The 19,674-nt window shown below is 35.5% G+C and carries 20 protein-coding genes; 4 read left to right on the top strand and 16 right to left on the bottom strand.

Going from position 1 to position 19,674, the window contains the following annotated elements; all coding sequences use genetic code 11:
• Positions 1–94 precede the first annotated feature (94 nt).
• Both BUB12_RS11685 and BUB12_RS11680 read right to left on the bottom strand, forming a co-directional pair.
• Positions 95–691, bottom strand: a complete 597-nt coding sequence (locus BUB12_RS11685) for a DUF4145 domain-containing protein (RefSeq protein ID WP_072891099.1) — start codon at positions 689–691, stop codon at positions 95–97.
• Positions 692–957: 266 nt separating this feature from the next.
• Positions 958–1,425, bottom strand: coding sequence for a CBS domain-containing protein (locus BUB12_RS11680; protein ID WP_072891097.1), 468 nt, complete (start codon positions 1,423–1,425; stop codon positions 958–960).
• A gap of 232 nt (positions 1,426–1,657) precedes the next feature.
• Between BUB12_RS11680 and BUB12_RS17720 the strand changes: the two genes are divergently transcribed.
• Positions 1,658–2,518, top strand: a complete 861-nt coding sequence (locus BUB12_RS17720; protein WP_159431578.1) for an EVE domain-containing protein — start codon at positions 1,658–1,660, stop codon at positions 2,516–2,518.
• 305 nt (positions 2,519–2,823) lie between these two features.
• Here BUB12_RS17720 and BUB12_RS11665 read toward each other — a convergent pair whose 3' ends face one another.
• From BUB12_RS11665 to BUB12_RS11650, 3 genes are all read right to left on the bottom strand, one after another.
• Positions 2,824–3,636 carry a DUF6414 family protein gene (locus tag BUB12_RS11665; protein WP_072891095.1) on the bottom strand — a complete coding sequence of 271 codons (813 nt, stop codon included), beginning with the start codon at positions 3,634–3,636 and terminating at the stop codon, positions 2,824–2,826.
• A 456-nt stretch (positions 3,637–4,092) separates the two neighbouring features.
• A complete protein-coding gene (locus tag BUB12_RS11655; RefSeq protein ID WP_072891092.1) occupies positions 4,093–4,845 on the bottom strand; it encodes an HNH endonuclease in 753 nt (250 codons plus the stop codon).
• 100 nt (positions 4,846–4,945) lie between these two features.
• Positions 4,946–5,929 carry a hypothetical protein gene (locus BUB12_RS11650; RefSeq protein WP_072891090.1) on the bottom strand — a complete coding sequence of 328 codons (984 nt, stop codon included), beginning with the start codon at positions 5,927–5,929 and terminating at the stop codon, positions 4,946–4,948.
• Between the two features lie 358 nt (positions 5,930–6,287).
• On the opposite strand from BUB12_RS11650, the gene BUB12_RS11645 reads away from it, so the two are divergent.
• Both BUB12_RS11645 and BUB12_RS11640 read left to right on the top strand, forming a co-directional pair.
• Positions 6,288–6,500 carry a hypothetical protein gene (locus BUB12_RS11645; RefSeq protein WP_072891089.1) on the top strand — a complete coding sequence of 71 codons (213 nt, stop codon included), beginning with the start codon at positions 6,288–6,290 and terminating at the stop codon, positions 6,498–6,500.
• Positions 6,497–7,315 (top strand): hypothetical protein, encoded by an 819-nt coding sequence (locus tag BUB12_RS11640; RefSeq protein ID WP_072891087.1) that lies wholly within the window; start codon positions 6,497–6,499, stop codon positions 7,313–7,315. The genes BUB12_RS11645 and BUB12_RS11640 overlap by 4 nt, the downstream gene beginning before the upstream one ends.
• Before the next feature lie 166 nt (positions 7,316–7,481).
• Here BUB12_RS11640 and BUB12_RS11635 read toward each other — a convergent pair whose 3' ends face one another.
• From BUB12_RS11635 to BUB12_RS11605, 7 genes are all read right to left on the bottom strand, one after another.
• Positions 7,482–8,837, bottom strand: a complete 1,356-nt coding sequence (locus BUB12_RS11635; protein ID WP_072891086.1) for an APC family permease — start codon at positions 8,835–8,837, stop codon at positions 7,482–7,484.
• Positions 8,838–9,071: 234 nt separating this feature from the next.
• Positions 9,072–10,085, bottom strand: a complete 1,014-nt coding sequence (locus tag BUB12_RS11630) for a YeiH family protein (RefSeq protein WP_072891084.1) — start codon at positions 10,083–10,085, stop codon at positions 9,072–9,074.
• A gap of 165 nt (positions 10,086–10,250) precedes the next feature.
• A complete protein-coding gene (locus BUB12_RS11625; RefSeq protein ID WP_200801061.1) occupies positions 10,251–12,146 on the bottom strand; it encodes an aryl-sulfate sulfotransferase in 1,896 nt (631 codons plus the stop codon).
• Position 12,147: 1 nt separating this feature from the next.
• Positions 12,148–12,459, bottom strand: a complete 312-nt coding sequence (locus BUB12_RS11620; protein WP_072891083.1) for a thioredoxin family protein — start codon at positions 12,457–12,459, stop codon at positions 12,148–12,150.
• Positions 12,460–12,473: 14 nt separating this feature from the next.
• Positions 12,474–13,412 (bottom strand): NAD(P)/FAD-dependent oxidoreductase, encoded by a 939-nt coding sequence (locus BUB12_RS11615; protein WP_072891081.1) that lies wholly within the window; start codon positions 13,410–13,412, stop codon positions 12,474–12,476.
• Positions 13,413–13,444: 32 nt separating this feature from the next.
• Positions 13,445–14,062, bottom strand: coding sequence for a Crp/Fnr family transcriptional regulator (locus BUB12_RS11610; RefSeq protein ID WP_072891079.1), 618 nt, complete (start codon positions 14,060–14,062; stop codon positions 13,445–13,447).
• 608 nt (positions 14,063–14,670) lie between these two features.
• A complete protein-coding gene (locus tag BUB12_RS11605) occupies positions 14,671–15,543 on the bottom strand; it encodes an alpha/beta hydrolase (RefSeq protein WP_072891077.1) in 873 nt (290 codons plus the stop codon).
• Positions 15,544–15,623: 80 nt separating this feature from the next.
• Between BUB12_RS11605 and BUB12_RS17875 the strand changes: the two genes are divergently transcribed.
• The gene (locus BUB12_RS17875) at positions 15,624–17,438 is read left to right on the top strand and encodes an HD domain-containing phosphohydrolase (protein WP_072891076.1); all 1,815 of its coding nucleotides are present in this window, start codon (positions 15,624–15,626) and stop codon (positions 17,436–17,438) included.
• A gap of 59 nt (positions 17,439–17,497) precedes the next feature.
• Here BUB12_RS17875 and BUB12_RS11595 read toward each other — a convergent pair whose 3' ends face one another.
• The 4 genes from BUB12_RS11595 to BUB12_RS11580 form a co-directional block, all read right to left on the bottom strand.
• Positions 17,498–18,007, bottom strand: coding sequence for a GNAT family N-acetyltransferase (locus BUB12_RS11595; RefSeq protein ID WP_072891074.1), 510 nt, complete (start codon positions 18,005–18,007; stop codon positions 17,498–17,500).
• A gap of 68 nt (positions 18,008–18,075) precedes the next feature.
• Positions 18,076–18,561 (bottom strand): NUDIX hydrolase, encoded by a 486-nt coding sequence (locus tag BUB12_RS11590; protein ID WP_072891072.1) that lies wholly within the window; start codon positions 18,559–18,561, stop codon positions 18,076–18,078.
• Between the two features lie 101 nt (positions 18,562–18,662).
• Positions 18,663–19,067: a hypothetical protein gene (locus tag BUB12_RS11585; protein ID WP_072891071.1), complete on the bottom strand. Its 405-nt coding sequence runs from the start codon at positions 19,065–19,067 to the stop codon at positions 18,663–18,665.
• Complete coding sequence (locus tag BUB12_RS11580; protein ID WP_072891069.1) at positions 19,054–19,524, bottom strand: MerR family transcriptional regulator; 471 nt, start codon at positions 19,522–19,524, stop codon at positions 19,054–19,056. Before BUB12_RS11580 ends, BUB12_RS11585 begins: the two co-directional genes overlap by 14 nt.
• Positions 19,525–19,674 lie beyond the last annotated feature (150 nt).

Below are 19,674 nucleotides of genomic sequence, written 5' to 3'. Positions count from 1 at the left end.
AAATGGGAAATAGGTTGATTTTAGTTTGCTTTGTTTATACTAACGATTTGGCGAACTGCTATTTTATTAGAATCTTTCCCATTAATTAAATATTTTATTTCTTTTTGTACTTTATCATCTTACCTGGAAGTTCATAAACAAATCTAAGTAACATTTCCGTAAACTCCAGTAATTCAACAGCATCATCTTTACTTATGCTCGGAATTTCATGTGTAGCTTCATTTCCCTTTTTTCTAATAATATCAACCCATTCTCTGCTATTAGGCGGAATATAATAATTTTCCTCTAAATAATCCACATAATAAGCAAAGCTCTTCCCTGCTTCTGCTCCCTGCGATACTGAAATATTCATCAACATTTTTCTACAGGACAAAACAGCGGAGGTAAACGCATTAACAGAAATACAGTTTCTTGTTTCGTTGTACAATTGCTCTATATCATTAGGTAAAAATTCTATATTATTACCTAATAATTCACCAGGTACTTGTTCATCTGATGAATACTTTTTAAATGTCGGTTTATTACAATTAGGACAAATATAAATATATGCAAAAGTATTTTTCCCATCTTGATTTTGGCATTTATATCCACTTGATGGCCCAGCAGCTTTCCCACAATATCCACATTTATAAGATACTCTTTTAAATGTTACTATACTTGAATACCAAGATCCCCCTAAACTATTGGTCATATTAATACCCCTTTCTTTTAACAAATTCAACAATAACATCTTAAATAAACTCTTCTAAATTTTTTTACCTATAAAACCACTTTTTAATAATGTCTTAACAATTTAATTATAAATTTTCTTAATTATCATAAGACCATATATCTATAATTCACCAACTGAGAAAAGTCCAATATTTGGACTTTGGAACTGTGGGATTGGTTTCTAATACTAATAATAATAACGTTAAATACAAAACAGTTTTTATGTCCCCACGTCCCTTCTAAAAATTACACCTTAGGAATATCAATAATATCCCAAGAAGTAATAATACCTAGTAATTTTTCGGTTTGTTTTCCACTATGTGTAATGAATAGAGCTTCAAAGCGTTCACCTTCATCTATGTTATTCTTAAAAAGCTCTTCAGCCTCAAAGATATTAGTATCCCGACTAATGAATTTATAACTGGATTTATACTCCTCAAAAGGCAGCACATCTTCAATTTTTGCATCTCTTATTGAAATAATATCTTCCTCAATATTACTTGCTAACCAATTGGAAATCCCGTTTGTAGTCAACAGCTCTTCAAACACTTCTCCCTTATAAATAGGAAACTGGGAATACTTTTGTTCATTTATGAATTCAAGAACATATGAGAGAGGATCAGATATTTGGAATGATTGAACATTTCTAGCAAACTCCGGAATAACTGTTCTAGGTTTAGTTATCCGCTCCTCTATCGTCTCAATTTTCTCCACTGTCGAATCATGTGGTTCAGCAATTACTTTTTGCTCATCGTATTACCTCATAAATGTGTTTTTTTTATATAATTTAGTTCCCTGAATAGTAAAATTATGTATTTACTACTAGTTTACTAGAATTGGAGAAAAAATACATCTTAGTTCATAAGGGTAAATCAACATAAAAACACTCCTAATACAAAAGATGATATAATAATCACAAAATTACTAACTTAAGGGGGAGTATAAATTGAAGGAGCCTACTGGTTATTGGACATTTTATTGTAATCCAAAAAGGTGGTATATCGACGACTTTATCCGTTCTGGAGAAACCGAAGATACCTTCTCTATTTCTGACTTTCATCGTAATTATTTTAAAGAAGGGCATTTTGGAGTTATTAGAGTTGGGCGTGACAAACGAACTTTGAAAGAACTTGCAGGTAGAAATCGCCTTCAAAGTGGCGTATATGCAATCGTTGAAATACTAGGTGAACCTAAACTAATGAAAAGTACGAAAAAAGGATATTGGGCAGAAGAAAGTGATGGAGACAAAGAAAAATATAGAGTCCCTATCCGTTACGTTAAAACGTTATTAGATAACCCAGTTCTATTAGAGGAATTAGACCTCCCCGCGGATGCGTATGATCAACATTTAGTTAGAGGCCAACAAGCATCCACTATGCCATTGAATCCATTAACTTTCCATACAATTACTGATTTAATTGGAGGTTATGAGACTATTAGCTTGCTTGAAAAAGAAACTCTACCTGGGGAGTTTGCTTTAGATGAGGTAATATTAGAAGGTGCAAAGAAGCAGGTGACAGTCAATGCTTATGAACGAAATCTTCTAGCAAGAAAAAGATGTTTAGACCATTATGGTTACAACTGCACCGTTTGCGACTTTAACTTCTACGAGTTATATGGTGAGATTGGCAAAGATTTTATTCATGTACATCATTTAACCGAATTAAGCTCAATTGGTAAGGAGTATAAGGTGGATCCTATCAAAGACCTACGCCCAGTCTGCCCGAATTGTCATGCGATGTTACACAGGAGGAAGCCGGCTTATGGGATTGAGGAGTTGAGGGGGATGTTACTTAATCTAAAATGATTAGGAAAATAAAATTGAATTTATTAACTTATTTTCCATCTTTTTATTTTATAGTCTTCATAGTAAATGTCACAATACAGAATTTTGAAATTCTAACTAAAAAAGAAGAAGTTCCGAATAGAAACTTCTTCTTTTTTGTTCGTTTAGAACAACTAGACTAAAAAACAAAAACTAATATTCTTCAAAATATTTTATATATACGCGCCTTTAAGGAAATACATACAAATTGGATCATAAATAAGAGTTGCGATATATCTGTCAATACCTTATAATAAGTTTTTACTCTTAGAAACTCTTATGTCAAACTATTCTTGATAAATAGCAATAGGTGTTAATTCGATTACAGGCCCTTTTATTTCAAAGGACTCTTCATTAATGTCATCCACTTCAAACAATATCTCATCGCTCTTTTGTATTTCAGGTAGAAATGTAAGAAGTTGTTTTTTATTAACTTTTAGTTTTCCCGGTAAAAATTTTACTAGATCGATTTTTTGGTGAGGTTTATATATTCTTTTTATTTTCGCTAGAATTGTAAATTCTCCTTCTAAATCATATCTATCCTCTACAAAATTGTCTGTATCTAAAGAAGTGAAGAATTTATAATTTGTTTCTTCATCAATATAAGGTTGAATAATAATTGTAGCTTTTTTAAATCTAAGCACCGATGACGCAAGATCAAATTCTTCTTTAGTCTCTGCACTCTCAAAAAAACCTTTAAATTGCTCGAGCATATCCATCATACTTGAAAATACTAATTCGGCTGGTGATTGTTTGAACTCACCTGTTAATTCAACAAACTCTCCCAACTTTAATTGGTTCCATATACTCTCATCGAACCCAATTAATTTTTGAATCATTCCTTTTTCTTCCATTATCGTATACAAATCTTTAAATAAGGCCGAATCCGACTTGCTGACTTTCCCCTCAATTTGTTGTATATTTTCAGAACCACTACGATATTTAGCCAAAACCTTTGCAGTATTAGCTCCTAAATCTATATTACTAGATTTTCCACTTTGTTGAGTAATACTATAATCAATCATCAAATCGTCTACTAACATCTCCAAAAACTGCTTAGTTCTTTTACCATCTTGCCAATAGATTGTAGGCAAAAACATATAAATTCACCCCTTTATAACTAACTAACTTCGACAAAAAACTTTTTCTACTGAAATTCTTGGCTGCTTTTGGTATCAATACATAACTCATACTCCTTATACAATATATCTTTACTACCTATTGCCACTCCAATAATCTTTTTTAGAATCATATATATTGGTGCTTGAAATACTGTTTTTATGTCCACATTCCGTGCATTTCCAAAGGTATTTATTATCATCGAAATTAGACTGATTATTTAAGTGTGAATCGCAACGATCACAATACCAGTCAACATCAGGAAACCTTTCATTCATAATTAAAGACCTCCTTTCTCAGAATTTGCTAATGTGTATAGTATCGATTCTAATAATAGTTGCCAAACAAGTTACACCCTTCTAAATTCCTTCTTTTTACAATTTGCAATAAATATAAATACATCTTTGAGTACATGACTATACAAATAATTTATTCTTCTAAATAAGTTGCAGTCTCTTTACAAGGGATTCTTTTGACGGGTGCAACCTTTCATCCTCTGGTAGTCTCATCTTTCTACCTATTAATTTTGTTTTTATAGTTGGATCCGCATGAATTCTATAATCCTTATCAATATTAATAAGCCCTGCATCGAATAGTTTATGGTGGTTACTACAGAGCAAGATACCATTGTTAACATCTAGTTTTTGTTCTTCGCTACTCTTAGACCAAGGTATAATATGTGCTGCTTCCAACAAAACTTCTATTCTAGTTCTACAAAAAGCACATCTATAATTATATGCTTCTAGCAATGCCTTTCGAAATATAGATTGAGCGACTCCTCTTACCTTTACCCTTGCATAGAGTTCCTTTTTGTCAACTTCTTTATTTATTAACTTTCTAGCTATTCCATCTTTCGTTTCACCATTACTCGCATATTCAAACGGGTTATATATATTGTTCCAGTTATAAGAATAAACCTTTTCTAGACCTTCTTTAATGTTATTCACATCCCATGCAGTAAAACCCTGTCCAATATCACCATTTCTGTTTACTACTAATATTGTTAATGGTGGTAATTTCTCATTTAAACAAAAGTCCTGTATCAATCCTAAAAAATACCTACAAGCTCGATGATGAACTCCTAATGCATCTCCTAATTCCTTATATGTAATCGTTTTTCTATTTATTGCACGAGAAATTAGTATATCCCATGCCCCATAAGCTCTTTCCTCTTGGTTTACTTCAGCCATTTCCATCCCTCCAAATGATTCCACGTTTATGATTTCTCTCTACCCCTTAACCTAACATTTGAATTTATCAAGCACATATTAGGTGGTACTTCTTTAGAACTTATCCATTTTCCTCCTGTTGCTCCATATACTCCTCCCTTATCTTAGAAAGCGACTTCCCACTCTCCTTATGTATCGCAAACACATACGTCTGAACACTAGACCAACCATAAATCTCCTTTAACCACGCCTGCATAGACTGTTCTATATCATCTGCCAGGATATTTCCATTTGCTAAAAGAACACCTTCATTCTCCCTATCTTTTGCAACAATACCATCTCCCGCTTTCACAACTCCCCACTCTAACATAGCATCAATTTTAGGCAATGAGCGGCGAGTCCCACCAGTTTTTGTTCGCTTCACAGTCGCAGGCAAGTTTTTATCCATAAGATTCACATAATAATCGACATAATTTGTAACAGGCAATAATTTCTCAGTAAGTAAATATACAGTGTCATTTACCTTATACGGGATAAGTTTATAACAACTCATATCTACATTATTACTATTCAACCAAGAAACAGCCGAAAGTGTTTGCTCATCAAAGTCTGATGCAACCAAAACAATCTTCTGTTTCTTATTAAAATTATTCTCCGCTTCGTTAACACTTAGAAACTCGTTTAATTTACGAATTCCTAATTCATAGGAAGTAAGCTCACCAAGTTCAAACTCATCTCGGTGCTTTTCAATATAAGGTGCATATACTTTTTTCACCAGTTCATCAGGATTTTCAATTGTTGCATAACTTGCAGCATAGCGGATAGCTTGAAACTCAAAAGCTTCCTTTCTACTCTCAATATCACGCCGATCTCGTTTGATTTCAATTAGTACAATGTTTCCATTATTATCAATCGCAGTAAGATCACTTCGACCATTCTTTTCATTTCTTACCTGCTGCCCCACTATTAGCATGGATTCTTCATCATCACATATCATGTCGATACTGTTTCGAACAATTTCTTCGAGGTCACTTTCTGTCATGGAAAGTTCTGAGAAAGTAACAGCGTCTATTTTTTCTACTTTGTTGTTGTTTAAAATGTACATAGTCCCTTTCCCCTTTCATCTAGAAATTCAGTAAGCTATTAGTTAATTACAGCAAATATTAACTTAAAGTAGGTGGAAGTATCATGCCATCATGTACTTCATTGTATTATTCTTATTTTCTCCTAATTATTAGTGTACCAGATATTAATATATTCACATATTTTTCTAACTATTATCCATCAATTCCACAAGAACACCCCCCCATCCAACAAACTGCATGCCCTCTAGTTGTGTATAAATAACGTTCAAATACCCCATATAATTGTGTTAAAATATATAATAGAAACTATGTATGCTACTTTCATATCTCTTTGTCTTACAATATTCATAGAATTACAAAGAAAAGGGTGGGATTCATTTGGCTAATATTCATTACTTTCCGAGGTATTCGCAAAAAGAAAATATGACTACAAATAATACCTTGCTCCTATTCAGCCGCCTGTATCAGAATAGTCCGCAAAAATTTATGAGTTTTACAAACAACATACTTGAAGAAAGCGGCATTGAACTTGATACCACGGTTCAATTTAAACAACAGGAACGTGCTACAAGCAGTATACCTGATGGATGATTGAGCAAGAAAGTTTTAAAGTAGTAATTGAAACTAAACTATACGGTCAAGAAGACATCAATCAAATTAAAAATCACTGGCAGGCCTTTGGTAACGAAAATAAACAAATTTTTCTTTTGATTAATAAAGAAAAAGTCCCCCATACCTACCATCAAGAAATTATAAACGAATTAAATGACTTTAATGATACATATGATAAAGAAATTATCTTTGCATCCATTACCTTTAAAGAAATTTGCAGCTTTTTCAAAGAAATTCTTCAGGAATATGACCTAGAAATGAGGGCTTTAATCGATGATTACGAAGCTTTCTGCAGGGAATCCAATCTCCTAGACAACTTTGACACAAAAATACGTGTCGTTTTAACAGGTAAAACATTACAGAAAAATTTAGAATATAGACTATATTTCCACCCAAGAGATCGCGGTTACCAAAACACAAGGTATTTGGGCTTGTATCAAAACAAATCAATTCGCGCTATTGGTGAAGTATGTTGTGTCGTGGATGTTGAGTATGATGAGAGAAATGATGAATTCCTTTTATTTGACATCATTGAAGGTCAACCTACTGAGAATTTAGAAGATAACATTAGAAAACTGACACTAGAAGCAAAAGAAAAATATGGATACCCCGAAGATGAACCACGTCGATTTTTTGTAGTTAAACAATACGTAAAAACAAACTATAAAAAGGCCTCAAAAGGTGGATTAATGGGGAGTCGTTATATTGATTTAATAGACATCGAGGGTTATAAAGAGGACATGGACCTTCAAGATATTGCAAATCTGTTAGATGGGAAAGAATGGAACATCTAGCTTAGCTCCACTTATTTATGAATTCTACTACTATTCACATTAGGGGATGCCATTAATGCTGACATCCCCTTTTAACAGAAAACAGTCACCTCTGTACAAAAAAGGACCTTCAAAAATGCACTTTTTGAAAGCGGGACATAGTTCCTGTCCCCAAGTCACCCCCAAACTACGCTTCCAACGGTTCCTTTACCTCTTCTACTACTTTCACCTCTGCAACTACATTAACTTTCTGATTAACAAAGTAAAATCCACTCATGACGATTAGAGATACGATAAACAATCCACCAATTACAGGGTAGGTGTAAAATATATACATCGCATATCCGATACTTAATAGGCCACCGATGATCGTTGCCGGATATAGAAGCCAGGATGGAATATGCATTAGGGCATTTTCATATTCTTTAGCAGCCTTCGTTTTTAGGCGTAATGCTGCAATTGCTGTAATAAAGGTGCTTAATAATGTTCCGGATACGATGATATGGATAAAGACGTCCGGACCTAATCCAGAATAGACTAAAAGCAATCCTAAAGTTCCACAAACAAACAGACTTCTCACCGGTGTATTATATTTCTTATGCGGCTTTGCTAGGAACTTCATCACATAGCCTTCTTCACTGATTCTTTGCAATTCAGTGGCTACAACTGTAAACGATATATTTAAGGTCGACGCAATTGCCAGTAACCCACTAATTCCAACGAGTGGAACTAAAAAGGATGGCAGATATAACGCGGCAATATCTGGAAGGGCCGTCGTTGACTGACGGATCATTTCCGCAGGTGCGACTAGAGTTGCTGTATAAGCGATACCCATATATAAGAGAATCACGGTGATTAAGGCAATCATCATAGCTAATGGCGTGTTTCGTCTCGGGTTTTTAATTTTACTCCCTAAGGAAGATATGAAGACAAATGTTCCATAAGCTAAAAATGCGGTTACAGATGCAGAGAATAAAGATTTTCCTCCACCAGGTAAAAATTCATTAACAGCTTCAAATCCGGAACTACTTACTTTAAAAACTAATCCTGGAACAATAAAGGACACCATGACGAAGAGAATAAATACTACCATCATACTTTGAATAACATGTACTGTTTGAATTCCGATCGTGTTAAGAATGAGAAAAGTTGCAACAACAGCGAGTATTACTAGTTCATTTGGAATAGTAGGAAAGTAAATCGAAAAATATTGTGAAAAACCATGGGCAAGCATCGCAATCCCACCAATGATTCCAAAGATTAAACTAACGCTTGCGACAAATCCCGCATAAGGCCCTAGCAATCGCTTGGAAAAGTAATAAGTTCCACCTGATGATGGGAAAGTAGCATTTAACTGGATATAATACACACTACAAAACAGGGCGGGTAATGCACCAAGAAGGAATGCGAGAAAAGTTGCGCTTCCTACCTCCCCTACCATATCAGGTAGAACAATATAAATCGCAGCCCCAAGCAAAGAACCAATCGCAATATTAACTGCGCCAAATAACCCAATCTTACCTCTATCCGAATGTCTCGTCATGATGTATCCTCCTTATTCACTTACCCAAACCACCTGTAGAAATGAAGTACCCAAAATGCCTTAGGTGAACTGATCAACACTTCATATGTGAATATTTCTAAAATCAACAATAGACTATCCACTTGCTCACCATTTCACTTGTTATACTAAAAAAAATAAAACAAATATAAACGTTATAGTTGGGTGGAACTTTACAATCCCACCCTCTCATACAAAATCCTTAAATCTGAGTTTCTAGTAAATCACCATCACCGAAGCAACACTAATACCAATTACGACAAAGCTACAAGCTGCACCGATTAGAATTGGTTTTATGCCAGCCTTTTTAATCTGTTTCACATGAACACCTAAACCGATGGCAACAAGGGCAAAGGTAAACATTAATTTACTTGTATCCTTAATGAAACTTGTAACTTCGGCAGGGATTGCTACAACACTTGCGATGATGAATGCCAATGTAAAGTAAACGACGAACATCGGGATGACACTTTTAATTTGAGCCCACGTAATTCCTACCTTAGGTGAGTCATTGGTAACCGCATTTTTTCGTTGTTGAAGAATTTTCAAATAAACAAGACCAAGTGTGATAGGAATAATGAATAGTGTTTTAGCTACTTTTACAATGGTAGCAATTTCGCCTGCTTCATCACTCCAACTAAAAGCCGTTGCAAGAACAGATGGTGTATCATTTACCGCAAGACCTGCAACTACTCCGTAAAAATGATCCGAGAAATTAAACAACGTACCAATGATCGGTAAAATGACCAAGGCCGTCATGGAAAAAACAAACATCGTCGTAATCGCTACTGCAACATCTTCATCTTCTGCTTCGATAATAGGTGCAGAAGCTACAATCGCGGATCCCCCACAAATCGATGTTCCAATCCCGATCATTAAACTCAATTTATTATTTGCTTTGACAAATTTATTGATTAGGATACTTGTTACAATTGATCCGAGAATAACAGTGGCCATAACAACGATAAGCAACATTCCTACTTTATTTAATATTTGTAGGGACAACGTAAAACCTAATAAAACAATTCCGCCTTTTAAGACATAGGACGTAATAAATTTATTGGTAGCTTTATCAAGCAGGTTATATATTGGTGGGGTGTGTCGAATAATCATACCTAATATAATTGCAGAAATCGCAGTTCCTAAAAGTGGAAAAACAGTTCCACCAATAAATGTAGCTAACCAAGTAGCAAGTCCAATAATTAATAATGTGATTATCTTACTTTTCATCATTTACTCCTTCTGAAGTCATTAAACGACTCGGCGTTTAATCTTCATTAGATAAGATTTAGCTTGATTCTTGATGTTCAGTGATGGAGGGGGAGGCTGGGTAATTGTATTTCTATCAAAGTTTTGTCCCAGCTTCCCACCAACCCAAAATCACTCTAAGCTTTTTTATGCTCTAATGGTAATACCTGTATCATATTTCATTCCATCAATAATGAGTTTCACTTGATATTCCCCATGTAATCCTTCTTTGGTGACAATCGTTCTTGTATCACGGTCGTCATCTGGTAAGAAGGTTCCAGTACACATTGCGCCACGTTTTCCTTTCGAAGTAGAGATGAAATATCTACGAGTCTCTTGATCGGATTCTAGCAGCAACATAACGAGTTGTCCTTTTTCGAATTTAGATTCAAAAGTAAACATATCCACTTCATCGGTAATATGAGCTTCATGTTTCGCTGGTAACATTTCCCCTGTATCCTCTGCTGGAATATCATAATCCATTTGCGGTGTTTCTCCTAATGAACCTAAAAGTTGTCCTTTTCCAAGAGAAAGATTATTACCGTCTTTTGCATAGAGGGTGAATTTATTCGCACGATAGTAATTAGAGTTCACCTTTAATTCTAGCATTTTCTTGTCGTTAATCGTTTCTACTGTAATCGAATTTAGTTTCACATTTGGATCATCGAGTTGAGCGAATGGACCTAATTCTTCTGATGCATTTCCTTCCCCATCAAAGGCAATCCCACCTGAATGGGTTAAGTAATGCCCTTCATTATAGTACAACACATTACAAATATATGGGGAGAAGAATTCCTTGCCACGTTCTTTTCCATATTGCCATAATTGCTCAATTTCCATTTTTTCTGTATCAATACGATACTTCACGCCACGAGAGTAAGAGTCATTTGCTGCTAGATAGTTATCCGGATTTTGTGCTCCAAAATGGTGATTATCAAAACACATCACATCGCCTAACGGTGTAATTAAGTTGGCATGTTGTTCATACTGCCATTCAAAGTCCCCGTCACCTACTGGCTTAAACATATATTGTTGATATTCTTCTGGCCAGCCTTCTGGGTCAGAGATAATCCAATTCAATTCTTCGGTATCAAAATCAATATTAACCATCGCGTTGATGTGACGACCTGAGAATGTTAACGAGTTGGAATGTTCATCATACCAAACCGCATTACAGTGGAACCAGTCTTCATCAGACCATGAACCAGACTTTTGGGAACCTGGCTTAATAAAGTTTGAAAATGTAATGGTACGTTTCACATGTCCTGTATCTTTATCAATCACAACCGCTTTGTCTTCCACTGTCCCATTGTCTAAGTCACAGTTTAGTGCGACAATATCACCATTTGGTAATGTAATTTGGTCATGATGATAGCCATGTGGCACACGGTATTCTTTGTAAATTTTCCCAACTGGGCTCATTTCATAGATTCCTGACACAAAGTATGGCATTTTCATTAACCGTTGGGATCCAAGGAGAAGATTCCCATTAGGATTTCGTTTAATATCCCAAACCATTGGAACCGTATAGTTTAACCGTACATCTCCTGCATAATCAACTGCAATCGCAAAGTCATTCACGGCCGGACAGAGGAAGATAACATTATCCTGCATAAATTCCGGTGTTGTATCCATTGATTCTACTAGTTTTGCACCAGCCACTTCCGGTGTTTTTATCGTATGAACCACTTTTTTATCTGATTGTTGATATGGATATACTTCAATTTTATTCTCATAATCACTATATAAACCGACAATTGGAAGGACATGTTCTTTCGCTCGAGGGAAAGTATGATAAAAATCCCCTTCTTTTGTTTTCCCTTTTACCCGAACAGTAATCGCTGTTTCCTCTTCCGTTCTAAACAAGATCACGGCTGCTAAGTCATTTACAATGTACGGATTATATTTAATTAATGGATTTTCCATTGTAAATTCACCTTTTGCAAACTCATTTAACATCGCATACTCTGCTTTTGCTTGTTTCTCGATTAAGTGCTCTTGGAATTGATAACCGATTTTTTCTTTGACCATTGTAGCTGTCATATTATAAAGCCTCCTCAATCATTTTTATGATTACTGGTTTCTGTTGTAACCCTGATTTTCTAGATAGTTCTTCCCCATCTTTAAACATCACTAATGTTGGGTAACCTTCCACTTTATGTTCTTCAATCAAATCTGGATTTTCTTCAAAATTCACTTTAATAATCGTTACTTGATCGCCCAATGTTTTTTCAATATCTTTTAAAATGAAGGCAAGCATTTTACATGGACTACAAGTAGATGAATAGAAATCAACTAAAACAGCACCTTTTGCTATATCTTGTGTAAATTCTTCTTTGACTAATTCTTTTAACATAGTAATTCCTCCTATTAAACTTCTTTTCTTCTTAATGCTTTAATATAGGCACTTGCTTCTTGAGCTGCAATGGCACCATCTGCAGTTGCTGTTACGACTTGGCGCAAATGTTTACTATTACAGTCGCCAGCGCCAAATACTCCAGGGATTGTTGTCTCCATTCGCTCATTTACTTCTAGGAAACCACCACTTCCAAGAATCGTTGTTTTTTCAAGAAAATCGGTATAAGGAATCGCCCCTATATATTCAAAGACACCATCACATTCGATAACTTGCTCGTTCTCTCCTGTTTCTTTATCTACAAATTTGATGCCTGTGAATTCCCCTCCTTTCCCTACAAACTCTACGACTCGTTTATAAGGAAATACGTTTACATTGGGTAGTGACCGTAAATAATCGCAGGAAACAGGATCAGCCGTTAATTCCAAATCAGTAATAATCGTTAATGATTTAGCAATTGTCGCTAAATAAGTTCCTTCATCGACGGCACTATTCCCGCCTCCGATGACGACGACATCTTTATCACGGTATTTCGCCCCATCACAAATAGCGCACCAGCTAATTGCAGAGCCTTTAAATTCTTCCTCGCCAGGAATGTTTAATGTTCTTGGACGGGTCCCTGTCGCTACAATAATCGTTAAAGCTTCAATAACCTCGTCATCTTCTTCGGTGTAAATTCGTTTACTATCTTCTATACTTTCAATTTTAGTTACGGTTTTATAATCAAATTCCACCCCTAATTCTTGCGCATGCTCAAACATCTGTAAGGCTAATTCAGAACCGTTTACTTTACCGGCTCCAGGGTAATTTTCAATTTCATTCGTATTAATCATTTGTCCACCTGGAGCTAATTTCTCAAGCATTAGTACCTTCAGATTAGCTCGTACACCATAAATGGCTGCTGTCATCCCAGCTGGACCGGCACCAATCACTACTAAATCATATTTCCTCATTCACTTACACCTACTTCTTCTAGATTTTTCACTTATAAATAAGCTTCTAACTTCGCACGGTTGACGATTTTTATCTTAGATTTATTTCTTTCGATTACATTTTCTTTTTCAAGCTTGCACATTTCCTGATTATAGGCGGTACGGGATACTTCTAACTTGCTGGAGATAATGCGTTGATTATCTTTTAATTCAGTCCAATCTTCATCGGAAACACCGTATATCTCCAACAACATGTAAGCAATCTTCGTTCGTAAGTCGCCGTAACAATTACATAATTTCCATTTCTCTGCCATCAATCCTCGTTTGGCCAAACAGCCAATTAAAATTTGGCACCATTCTATATCAGAAAAGATAACATTTTTAAACCATTGAAAATCTACTAAGATAACTGTGGATCGTTTCTCTGCAACTAATGTGTAAATATATTCACTCTCCCCTGCTAGTAACAAATATTCAGGAAAGATATCTCCCTCATAAAAATAATGAGGATTAACTTCATCGCCGGAGTTCGTATAGTTAGCACATTTCAGAACACCTTCTAAGATAAACCCAACTTTATCAATTTTAGATCCTTGATGATAAATAACCTGACCACGCTGTAATTTCTCGATTTGATGAGGTAGCTGCAAAAATTTATTCTTTAGTAACATAAGGTTCCTCCAGGTCTTCTAGGTTTCTTTAAATTTCCTTTAGTCATGACTATATTTTTGAAGGCTGATAGTTAACCTTTATATGTGAATATATTCACAACTTAACATCATTTAGAATTGGTTATACCAATTATACTAGATATTAATGTGAGATGTTTCACAAATAAAAGTAAAAAAATAAATAATCTCAAACGCGATATAGAATACTCGCTAAGTCTTTCAGTACGGGAACTAACTTTTGCATCATATTATTGTGAAGTGTTTCACATTCATATTCAAAAAAAATATAAATCCTAATACAGAAACAGTTCCCTATTCCTTAACTTTTTGCTTGGGTTTGTTACTATGCTTTAACTATAACAGGGATTTCATGAAAAAGCTGTTAACTATTTAACACTTTTTTAACTTTTTATATTCAATGAAGACAGTCCTGGGTCATACCCTCAGAATTATATTTCCATCGTTTTATAATCTAAACAGTGAATTCATTAAAAATTCTTATATAATATCATATATATGTACTTCTTTGCTGATTAAGGATACGGTAAAAGCATACATAAAATGTTGAACTATGTAATTTACTATTCATTACATGAAAATGATGCTCCCTAACCACCTAACAAAAATTCTAGTATATCCTTATACACCAATTCATTATCATCCTCATTAAGTACTTCATGCTTCATTCCCGGATAAACGATGCTTGTAATATTCTGATACCCTATTTTACGTAAGGAAGCAAACGAATCCTTAAGCCCTTTTTCTCCTCCAGTGATGGGATCCCCCTCCCCCACCACGCTTAATATCGGCAAACTCGGATTCTTGCACTCGTATTTGTGGTAGCGTTGTAAATTGTAATCAGCCATAAACACCGTTAACTGGGCTCCATTTTGATAATCATATTGACATAGTGGGTCATTCCGGTAGTTTTCTATATTCGTCTGACTTGCACTTAGCCATGAATCATCGTTGTTATTGCCACTTAAATTACTTAGTATTTTACTATACCCGTGCTTTCCAGAGAAAAGTGTTACTAGCTTCCCGAGCAAAATACCAGCCCATACACCCCGAACATAATTGGCCGTGCCGCTCATCACCAGTTTTTGTATTTTATCATCATGTTCCTGTAAATAGCATCTCGCAAATAAAGAGCCCAATGAATGTCCAAACAAGTATAAATCCTTGTTCGGAAATCGATTTTTCATATAGTTAGTCACAAGGAGTTGATCCGCGATAATCTCCTCTACCCCATTCATATACCCGAGTGGATACTGTTCATTAATCGATGCACCATGTCCCCTATTATCCGAAATGATGACGGAAAAACCACTCTCCCTCAAGAACTCCATAAAATTATAATATCTACCTTTATGTTCATTGGCACCATGAATCAACTGAACTAATGCCCTCGTTTTTTTAGCCTCACATAAAGCAACAGACAACTCCAAACCATCCTTAGCTGTTAGCGTTATTTCTTCCATTAACACTTCCTCCTACATAGCACATCTTTTGAGCGATTTGTGGAAAACTACCCGATATGACCATATACCGAGGTGTCACGATGAAACGAAATCATATCATTTTTTCACTTTATATAATCATCATTACCTTTTTAGTAGGATGCCAGAACGTTCAAGATGCCCATATTAAAAGTGGTCAATTGACATTACTAGACACTGAAACTATTACTAGCTTAAACGGAGAATGGCACTTTTATCCTAACGAGCTGGTGGAACCTAGTGATTTTCAAACGGGGGAAAAGTTACCTGCAGAAAAAATATCTGTTCCAGGCACTTGGGAGAAAAATCTTGATTATGGCACTTATCAATTACATATTCATTATCCAGACCATAGCCTTGGAAGCCCTCAAGCAATGAATATTCCCCAGATATTTAATTCCTATAAACTTTTTATCAACGGGGAACTCATTTTGGAAAATGGAACGGTAGGTAATACAGAGGGAAGTAGTGAACCTTTGGGTATTCCAACAACGGTTTATTTTACTGTGGCCAATCCCAAAACTGACATTCTAATCCAGGTATCTAATTTTCATAATCGTTCAGCAGGTATTCCTGATCCCTTATATATCGGTAATCCGACGCAAATAGAAAAACAAACAGAGAGCAATTTAATATTAGAATGGTTTAGTATTGGAGCCATTATAGCAATTGCACTCATGCATATCACAGTTTATTGGTATAGAAAGACGGATACGGTTTTCTTATATTTTGGGTTGTTTTGCCTATTTATTGGGTTACGAGTTTTACTAGTAGGGCAGTCGTATATTTTTCATTTATTCCCTTTTATAAGCTGGAGAATTGTACAAAAATTGAATTACAGTTTTATATTCGTATCTATTCCACTGTTCATAAAATATTTTGCATTGCTATTTCCTAATCATCGCTGGAAAGAACAAATCTACTATATTGCCCTCATCACATCTGTATGTTGTACAATTTTTATTTTCTTTACTAACGTGCACCTATTTACGAATACCGCTTACATTATGTACCCTCTTGTGGCGATGGTCATTGCTTATCTTCTATACATCTTATATAAGGCTATTTTACGTAAAGAGGTTGGTGCAAAATTCATCGGAATCTTTTTAGTCATTTTACTTGGAACGGTTATTAATGACCTGTTATATAATGAGGAAATCGTTCAAACGATGATATTGATGCCCATTGGGTTAGTTGCCTATTGTGGTGCACAAGCATATGTCATATCGGTCAAGTATTCTGACGCAAATATCAAAGCTGAATCGCTAAATGAAGAATTAGAAACTACGCAAAGTAATGTTATTTTTACGCTTGGACAAATTATTGAATCTCGGTCCAATGAAACCGGATATCACGTAAGAAGAGTAGCTGAATACTCCAAATTACTAGCATTAAAACATGGGATGTCATCAGAGGAAGCAAATAAAATAAAGATTGCGTCCGTTATGCATGATGTGGGAAAAGTTGCGATTTCTGATGATATCTTACTTAAACCAGGGAAGTTAACAGAAGAGGAATATACAATCATCCAAGCACATACGTCGATCGGATATGACTTATTAAAACATTCGAAGCGCGACCTGATGAAAGCTGCTGCCGTTATTGCCTATACCCACCACGAGCGATTTGATGGGACCGGATATCCTCGGGGCCTAAAGGGAGAAGAGATTCCCCTCTATGGTAGAATTGTTGCGATTGTCGATGTCTTTGATGCCTTAGGATCAGACCGAGTATATAAAAAAGCGTGGAAAATGGATGATATCATTACGTATTTTCAGGAACAAAAAGGAAAGCAATTTGACCCGAAGTTAATTGATATATTTTTAACACATATTGAGGAGTTTATTGAGATTAAGGAAGCTTATCGTGAGAGATAAAGGGTCGGTTCTCGTGTTTCACTTATATGGAAACAAAATGAATCGACCCCAGATTCTCATCAAACGATTGTTCTAATATCTTCCCAACCATATACCAATTCATGTAGCTTTTTACCTAAAATATCTATTTCAACTGTATCAATCTTTTTTGCTCCTAAAGACTCGTAAAAAAATCGAGAACCGTTTTCTTCCAACACTAAAACCGTCATGGAATATATCCCTTTTTGTTTAAGTTCTTTAATGATAGGTTCAAGCAATAATTTTCCTAATCCCTTTCTTTGATAGGATTCTAATATATATATTGCATATAATTCACCGTTGTAATTAGGATATTTGCCTGTTCTTTCTTTACCACCATTAGAGAAACCAATTATTTCACCATCATCCGTTTCAGCTACATATACCGTTTTTTCAGATATTATTTCTTTCCATTTTTGTTCTCTGCTCTCATATGTCATTTTGTTTAAATACTCATCAGGCACAATATTTTTATAAGTAGTTTTCCAACTGTCAACTTGAACTTTTGCAACACCACTTGCATCTTCCGGAACAGCTCTTCTAATATTCATGTGACCCCACCATTCTATCATCATTAGTTGAAAGGGAAATAAGTAGTTTAATAGTTAATGTAGTTTTCTTATATTTTTCTATCTAACTTTAATTCAAACTGTGGCTTTGTAACATAGTCCATATAATGGATACTTCCGTCATAACCTAAATAAGCTTGGTAGCGTGTTCGTAGTGCAGGTGCTAAGACCATATCCAAAACTTCCTCTTTACGAACCCAACGACTGTCTGATGTTTCATCAGAAGTTGCCAATTCCCCACCCTTGGGTTCGCATACAAAATCAAACATAACTTTGGTGGGTACTGTCTTTACTCCACTATGTCCTGGATATGTTGCTGTATTAGAGAAAACTCCTACTAAATGAGATACCTCAACATCAATTCCACTTTCCTCTTTAACTTCTCTGACTAACCCATCTATTAAATTCTCCCCGACTTCCACTTGACCTCCTGGAAATACCCAGTGACCACCTCGGCGAGTTTTCACTAATAATATTTCACCTTTGTCATTTTCAACAAAGCCCCCTGCAGCAACAATATGTACTGGCATTTGCATTATCTAACCCTCCATTTGTAATTTCATGAAATTTCGGGGCGATTCTCAAGTTTCTGTTAAACTTATATGGAAACACAAGAACCCCCCAGTTATCCTCCTTTTCATTTTTTTATCGTGCCCAATATAATCAAGGCAATATAGATTACGATGGCAATAGAATCTACAATCGTATCCGTAAGAGCAGAAACATCAAGTATTGCAGTTACTCCTAGAATGACAATCAGACGGACGATCAGAATTGAAATAATTATCCAAGCAGCAATACGGAATTTAGGTTGGTCCAATTGGAAAGACATGTAAATAAATGCAATGCCGAAGACAAGATTTTCTACCGTAATGATGTGCCAAACATACGTAAATACCGTTTGGGTTTCCATAGGCATCGACTTAATGTCCAGAGTAGGCAGCACAACAGAATGTCCATTCCAAGCATGCGTAACGGCAAACAGAATCCCAAGAACCCCAACAATTAGATAATAGTAATTCCTAATCTTAATTATAATCACAACCCTCCTCAGCAATTTCTGGTTCATTCTCTCGGATATCCTTGTAAAGCTCAAGAACGAATTCTGCCAATCGTCGGTCACTTTCTTTATTAAAGTCCCTTAACGTCTCGGCTGCCATATCGAGCAACTGGCTGACCTTTTCTAGATGAGTAATTTTCTTCCGTATTTCTGCATTTTTAGCATCGAGGAACGAAGCAACATCTTCACAGTAAGCGAAATCAATAGTTTCCATCTTGTAGATGCCAATTAATTTCTCCTTGATTTCTTCAAGAGAAAAGTCGGCATACTGCATGATTTGAATATTCATCAAAGTGATGAGGTCATTCCTCGAATACTTGCGATACATATTGTCATCGCGAGTAGGTGAGAGGATCCCAATCCGATCATAATATCGGAGTGTATCCTTGGATATCCCTAGTTTTTGTGAAACCTCTTGAATAGAATAAAGTTTTTCCATGATTGAACAAAAGCGCAAGCGCCCGGTTAGCGACGTATGGACTGTACTGAGCCGTAGGAGATAAAGGAAACACGACGACCAGAGGGAGTCGATGTTGACTTATCGTACGGAGGTGAAGGAAGTCTCACTAGTCGCTGGGCGCTGGAGCTG

It is taken from the genome of Ornithinibacillus halophilus (genome assembly GCF_900129485.1).
Taxonomy (GTDB): Bacteria; Bacillota; Bacilli; order Bacillales; family Amphibacillaceae; genus Ornithinibacillus; species Ornithinibacillus halophilus.
This window is presented reverse-complemented; position numbering and strand designations above follow the sequence as displayed.